7 protein-coding genes are annotated in these 7065 nt (G+C 27.4%); all 7 read left to right on the forward strand.

Translation table 11 applies throughout. The features are described from left to right. The first annotated feature begins 112 nt into the window (after positions 1–112). The 7 genes from ETU08_RS12065 to ETU08_RS11920 all read left to right on the forward strand — a co-directional run bounded on the left by ETU08_RS12065 (position 113) and on the right by ETU08_RS11920 (position 6956). The gene (locus ETU08_RS12065) at positions 113–1354 is read left to right on the forward strand and encodes a hypothetical protein (RefSeq protein WP_260391096.1); all 1242 of its coding nucleotides are present in this window, start codon (positions 113–115) and stop codon (positions 1352–1354) included. Between the two features lie 21 nt (positions 1355–1375). Continuing rightward, entirely contained in the window at positions 1376–2821 is a 1446-nt protein-coding gene (locus ETU08_RS11745; protein ID WP_146263231.1) for a CHAP domain-containing protein, read from the forward strand. 15 nt (positions 2822–2836) lie between these two features. Then, the gene (locus ETU08_RS11750; protein ID WP_146263232.1) at positions 2837–4033 is read left to right on the forward strand and encodes a hypothetical protein; all 1197 of its coding nucleotides are present in this window, start codon (positions 2837–2839) and stop codon (positions 4031–4033) included. A gap of 150 nt (positions 4034–4183) precedes the next feature. Continuing rightward, positions 4184–4369, forward strand: a complete 186-nt coding sequence (locus tag ETU08_RS11755; RefSeq protein ID WP_146263233.1) for a hypothetical protein — start codon at positions 4184–4186, stop codon at positions 4367–4369. Next, the gene (locus ETU08_RS11760; RefSeq protein WP_146263234.1) at positions 4342–5454 is read left to right on the forward strand and encodes a TIGR02594 family protein; all 1113 of its coding nucleotides are present in this window, start codon (positions 4342–4344) and stop codon (positions 5452–5454) included. The genes ETU08_RS11755 and ETU08_RS11760 overlap by 28 nt, the downstream gene beginning before the upstream one ends. Positions 5455–5532: 78 nt before the next feature. Beyond that, complete coding sequence (locus tag ETU08_RS11765) at positions 5533–6726, forward strand: hypothetical protein (RefSeq protein WP_146263235.1); 1194 nt, start codon at positions 5533–5535, stop codon at positions 6724–6726. Between the two features lie 62 nt (positions 6727–6788). Next, complete coding sequence (locus ETU08_RS11920; RefSeq protein WP_185145328.1) at positions 6789–6956, forward strand: hypothetical protein; 168 nt, start codon at positions 6789–6791, stop codon at positions 6954–6956. The last annotated feature ends 109 nt before the right edge of the window (positions 6957–7065 follow it).

Raw genomic sequence — 7065 nt, forward strand, 5'->3', positions numbered from 1 at the left:
ATGTGAATATGATGGTGTATGCGGTAGAGATAATCCTGGTCCTGATCCTAGGGATCCTAAGTATAAAAATTCTTTTTAGAAAGGAAATAAAAATTTTAATTTTTTTTTAAATATGAATTGGATGTATTTTTTATTTTTATTTAATTTTATTTTTATTTCTGCTCAACAAAGTGTAGAAAAATCTTTAAAAAGACAGTTAGAATTTGGAAGTTCCATCTATAATAATGTAACAGATATTGCATATTATAAATATGATAAAAATGATGTAGATGCATCCTTTGAAGTTATAAGTAAAATTCTCAATCAAAATGGATATAAGCAACTATCTGTAGATAGTTTTACAAAAAAAGTTAAAAACATTTTTGGAGATTTAAAACAATTTGGAAATATTTTATTTTTAAGCAAACAATATAAATGTCTAAAACCAACTGAAATACAATATTTTGATGAGGATGGTTTTTCATTAAATATTTACTTTGATCTTAAAAATGGATTAATGGTAGAACAATACAAATTACCAGAATTAATAGATTATCAAAAAGAATATCCAGAAATTTCAAAAATTGAAAATACACTTAAAACCAAAAAAGTTGTAAATGGAGATAGTGTCTTTATTCAAAGATGGAAAGATGTGCCTGACTTAGCTCAACAAAGAAGATTTAACAAACAATTGTTAGTATCAAGAAATAAATATCTGTTTAACGATGATAAAAGTCAATTTGTTTGGCTCACAAATAATGATGAATATTTCATGCGTAGTCTAGTAACTACCTTTGGCTATACCGAGGATAAAAAACTTTTAAATTGGGTAATAGAGAATACGGATTTAGACTTATATTCTTTAAAAAATAAAGGGAAATTTAATTATGAAGAATTTGGGAGTTTATTTTGGACCAAAAAATGTAATGGAGTATTAAAACTTCATCCCAATACTTTTAAACTTTTACAAGAATTATATAAACCCAATGATAATTCTACTATGCGTTTTTTATTAGATAATATTAAAGAATATTTAAATTATCTATTTAATGATAAAATTTATAATGGTATACTAACAAAAGAAGAAAGATTAAAAATAGGAGCCAATTTGGTTTATTTTGCAGAACAATATAAGTATAATACTGATTACAATAGTAATGAAAGGATGATGGGGAGATTACGTTATTTTTTAGATGATGATAGTGTGGGAATTTTAATGAAAAATAATTATTATAACCTTCCTAAGTTCAAGCAATGGTGGGATAAAGCCTTGTATGATCAGGATTATGTGATTGAATGTGAATATGATGGTGTATGCGGTAGAGATAATCCTGGTCCTGATCCTAGGGATCCTAAGTATAAAAATTCTTTTTAATAGCTTATTTCTCCCGTTTTGGTGGAAAGGGGAGATGTTCAGCATCTCTCCTGCCCTAGGTGTAAAGCTCCTGTTACCAAGGATGAATTAAAAAAAATCTTCCCCAAAGCAAACGATGAAACCTTAACTATTGTTGCTACTTCTTACACTAAATACATGGAAGATTTACAGATGGATACCTGTTGGAATAAAGCTCATTTTTTTGAACAGGCAAAAGTTGAAGGTGGAGAAAAAATAGAATTAAAAAAAGGCGAAAGTATGGATTACAGTGCAGAAGATTTATACAAAGGTAGATGGAATCCTAAAGAGAATAAATATGTAACACTTTTTAGCGCCTTTAAAGGGAATTATGAAGATTCTTATAATTATGGTAGAAGTTCTAGAAATAATTACACTGCAAATCAGAAAATGATTGCTAATATCGCTTACAGTAACAGAAAAGAATTAGGTAATTTGGGTGGAGATGATGGTTGGAATTTTAGAGGTAAAGGATTAATTCAGTTAACCGGTAGAGATAATTATTCCAAAGCCAATGTTTTTACAAAAAAATATGAAAACGTTGATATTTTAGCTAATTCTGACTTAGTTGCTCATGACTTAAAGATTGCTGTTTTATCTTCTATGGCTTTTTTTGTTTTTAGAAAAATTAATATTAAAGCCAATGGTACAAAAAATGTTATAAATGATATATGTCCTCTGGTGGGCAATAATGTAACCTTAGCGGGTGGTAAAACAAACCATAAGGAAAAACAGGATGCTTTTGATAAGTATACTTCTGTAGTTTTTCAGGTTGATAAATGTTTATGGGGAAAATTGGATAATGCTTTAAAGTATATGGATGGTAGGGCTCCTTGGATGAAAATTGTTTTAGATGAAGCCAAAAATTATGGCGGATACAATGAGGGAAGTAATAAAAATCAAACAAAACTTACAAAAAGAATTAAAAATGCTTATTTCTCAATAAAAAATGAAGCTGCTAGTTCTAGTAGTGATCCTAGTTCTATTTCGTGGTGTGCTTGTTTTGCTAGTTGGTGTCTACAACAAGCAGGTTATGGAAATCCTAGTTCTTGCAGAGCTTTAGAATTCGATCCTAATTACATACATGAAGGTCCAGGAAATCCAGAAAAAAAACCGGCTCATATGCGAAAAATATCTGAGCCTGTATATGGATGTATAATAGTATGGAAAAATAATAAAAAAGCAGGAGGTCATGTAGCTTTTTATTTTGGGAAAACGAAAGAAGGTAATGTAATACCTATAGGAGGAAATCAAGGACAAAGTCTTCAATTTAGCAATAGGAATCCTAATGGAGATTATGGACAAAAAATAGTGGGATATTATTTACCGGATGATTATGAAGAAAATCCAAAAGATAAGTTTACTGATGATGAATTAAAGTTAGATCCAGTAAAATTAAATAAAAGTGATCTATTAGCTAAGAACGGTTTTGTAAGTGGTGCAACATAAAAATATTAACAAGTTATGTTTAAAATAAAATCAATATTTTATTTAATATTTATAATTCCATTAAATATTAAATGTCAATCAAAAATAGATAAAAATACTAATGAAGTTATGGGAAATAATGATAGTATAAATAGTTATACAGAAAATATTCTTTGGAAACAACTTAAACAGTGTTTTGATTATTATTATATAGAGTCTGGTGTTGAGGGTTCTGATGAGTATAATAAAGATGATTTGCAAGCAGCTATTTATAAAATAGAGCAGATGCTTTTTAATAATAATTTTAATTTTATAGATAAAAATTTATTTAATAAAAAAATAAAAAATATTTTTGGAAGAACTATAGATGTATCTTCAAATTCAGAATATTTATATGTTAACTTCTTCAATAAGTGTAATAAAAATATTGTTTATCACCCTAATGATATAGATTATCAAGGAATATTTATTATAAAGAATAAGAATTTTATTATGGATTTTTATTTATTACCTCGTATAATAGATTATCAAAAAGAATATCCAAAACTATATGAGAAAGAAAAACGTTTAACTGAAATCTCCAATAGGGAATTTGGAATAGCGAAGGTTCGTTATTGGAAAGATATGTTCAGTTTAAATGAAAAAAATAAAAATGTTTTAACTTTAGTTAGTCGAAATAAATATCTTTTTAATGACGATAAAAGTCAATTTGCTTGGTTGATTAACAATGATTCTTTCTTTATGGAAAATCTGGTTACTAATTTTGGTTACACTGAGGATAAAAAACTGCTGAATTGGGTAATGGAAAAAAACAAGTCTAATGCTGTGGAATTTGTGAAAAATAATATTTTTGTGAAAAATTGCCAAGGTGACCTTGAAATACGGGAAGGTATTTTAAAATATATTGAGGAAAATACCAATGAAAATGATAATACTTATTATACTGCCCTAGAAAGTTTCGGTTATAATATTGGAGATGATAATAATTTCAATAAAAATGAAAAAGTGAAAATTATTGCCTATATAGCAAACTCCTTAAGTCCTTTATTTTATAAATATACTCAATTAAATGGAAATGCTATATGGAACAGTGCTACTATGCTTTATAATTTAAGTGTTAGAAATGAATATATCATATCTGAAATTGAAAAAAATAATTATTTTAACCTTTCTAATCTAAAAGAAGTAATTGAAAATTTAGATGTAGAAGCGCCTCCTTTGCCTGCGGAATAACTGAGTATTCTATTCTGTTATTTATTACTATAGATTGTTTTAAAATGATTTTTAAATTTTTATATTTTATGTTTGTAAGTCCTGATCTTATTAATCTTTTACGTTAATGGTTATTGCAATAAACCTTTAACACTCGATTTTTTTAAGGATATGCTTTTTCAATTATGGTCTTCTGAAATTAAAAATTTCTCTATTGAGGATGTTGAAAATAATCTTTGGGCGAGACAAGCTGGATTGGATGATAAATCTCTGGCTAGATCTGTTAATGAATTTAACTTGGCTTTTACCAATATGGTATTAATTCTTGTATGCAAAAAATTGTTTTTTTGGCGTTAGGTTATGCGGAAACGAGATTTAAATTATTGGGGGAAGAAATTAGTAGTTTTAATTCTAGTAAATCTATATACAAAGGTCGTGAATTTCATCAGCTTACCGGTACCCGTGATGGTAATGGCTTTTATAACTCTCCCGGTCCTTATGAGAATTATGCTAAGGCTGTCGGGAATCAAAATATTATTTCTCATCCTGATTTAATTTGCAAAAATATTCATTATGCCATTGATAGTGCGGGTTGGTTTTGGACGGATCCTAATTGGGGCAAAAAAGTGCCTCTTTGGTCTTCTAGTTCTAATGTTAAATATATAAAATTCAGGGCAGATTATTTCTCTAAAGCTCTTGGTAAGCCTCTAAATGAAGTTTCTCATTTAGTTGAAGATGATGAAAAATATTTTTGGTTACAAGCTAAGCTTCTCAATGGTTATCCCAAAGGGGAAAAATTAGAAATTGATCCTAATGGTTGGAAAACCAGAAAAAATGCCTTTGATATTTTAAAAAATAATGTTTTTGAGTTTAATATCCGTTGTAAGGGTAATGAGCAATTAAATTTCAATACAGAAGGCAGAGCTCCTTGGATGAAAATTGCTTGGGAAGAAGAATCTAAAAAATTAGTCGAAACTGGATCAAATAAAGAGATTCAGAAGTTTTTTAATGGTACTCCATATGAAAAATCTATGAAAGATGGATCCACAAATGAATCTATTTCTTGGTGTGGAGCATTTGTCAATTGGGTAATGACAAAATATGGATATGCTGGACTTTCTAAAAATCAAGATCAATATGACACTGTTCGGGCTTTAAAATGGTCAGAATGGAGCGAAGGTAAAAACATTGGAAAGCCAGTGTATGGAGCTATAGCTGTAAAAAAAAGATCTGGAGGAGGACATGTAGGATTTGTTGCAGGAAAAGTTGGCGATAAGATTGTAATTTTGGGTGGTAATCAAGGTAATGCTTTAAAATGCTCTAAATATAATATTACTGATTATTTTGCTTACATGATTCCAAATAATTATCCTATAACTGAAATAGATTACAATCTACCGGAATATATAGGGAATCCATCAGAAAAAGAATCAGAAGTCTAAAAACGTTTTAATATGAAAAAATTTTTCTTTGTTTTCTTTATAAATATTTTATCAATCTCAAAATTTAATAGTCAGAAAATGTTTACAAAAAATGACAGTATTTATAATATTCTAATGGAACAAGTAAAATATGGTAAACCTAGTTATGATAATTATTATAACGGTTATTTATTTTCAGAAAAAGATTATCAAATAATTGAACCTTATATTGAATCTATTTTATTATCAAATGGCTACAAAAAACCAGATAAAATTCAGTTTAAACATAAGATTCAAAATATTTTTAATCGAATTATTGATTACGATAATAAAAAAGAATTATTCTATATAAATTTTCTTGATAAATGTAATAGAAATATAGTTTATGGTAATAACGATATTATTTTTTATTTTGGAATTTATGTGAATAAGAAAAATCTATTTTTGTCAGATTTTTACTCAATACCTCAAATAATAGACTACCAAATTGAATTTCCAAAAATAAAAGAATATGAAAATACTTTATCAGCATTTCAATCAGATGACAATAATGATAATATTGTAAAGCTTACTCTATGGAAAGATTTGCCTGATTTGGCACGACAAAGACGCTTTAATCAACAGTTATTAATATCCCGAAATAAATACCTATTTAATGATGACAAAAGCCAATTTCCTTGGTTAATTAATAACGATGAGTATTTCATGGAAAATCTGGTAACAACCTTTGGATATACTGAAGATAAAAAACTTTTAAAGTGGGCATTTGAGAAACAAGGATTTACTTATCAAAGTTATCCTCCGGATGATATCCTTCAAAAATTTGGTAAATTTTTATGGACGAAGCTTTGCAATGGTGAGGTAAAAATTCATCAAAACTCTTTAAACCTAATCAAAGATCTTTCCAATCCTAGTGTTAATCAAGAAGATTATATTTTATTAGTCGCAGAATACATTAATTATTTAACCTTAGAAGAAAAAATTACTGGCTTAACCTTTGAACAAAAAGCTAGAATTATTGCTACCTTATTAGAATTTGGTGAGCAATATAAATACGATAAGGCTTATGGTTTTAATCAAATGTTTTTAGGTAAATTTATTTTCTATCAAGATTTTGATAAGTTATATAAAAAAGAATTTGAAAAAAATAATTACTATAATTTACCTAACCTAAAACATTGGTATTTACTGGCGGAAAAAGAAAAAGATATGTTTGTTAATGATATGACTTTATCAGATGTTCCTCAACCTAGAGATTATCTTTTTAGAGCTACTTACTATACTCATCATTGATTTTTTTTATTAGATAAATAATAGCTAATATCGCTTATGGTAACAGAAAAGATTTAGGAAACTTGGGGAGTGATGATGTAGTTAGATTTTGGACTGCACCTAAAACAAAAATTCATTCTTTTTGTTTATTTCCAATAGATTATAAAGGGAATTTATTACCATTAAAAGAAATTGAACCATCTGGTATTAGTCCTAATGCTATTAAATATAAAGAAGGTGGAACAGCTTAATCATAAAACAATGAAAAATAATTTTTTAATGTTAACCTTACTGATGATTATTTGTATTAATTGTCAAACTAATTCTGATAAAATAAATATGAATATAATTGAAAAACAA

The organism is Apibacter muscae, assembly GCF_007845635.1.
Taxonomy (GTDB): domain Bacteria; phylum Bacteroidota; class Bacteroidia; order Flavobacteriales; family Weeksellaceae; genus Apibacter; species Apibacter muscae.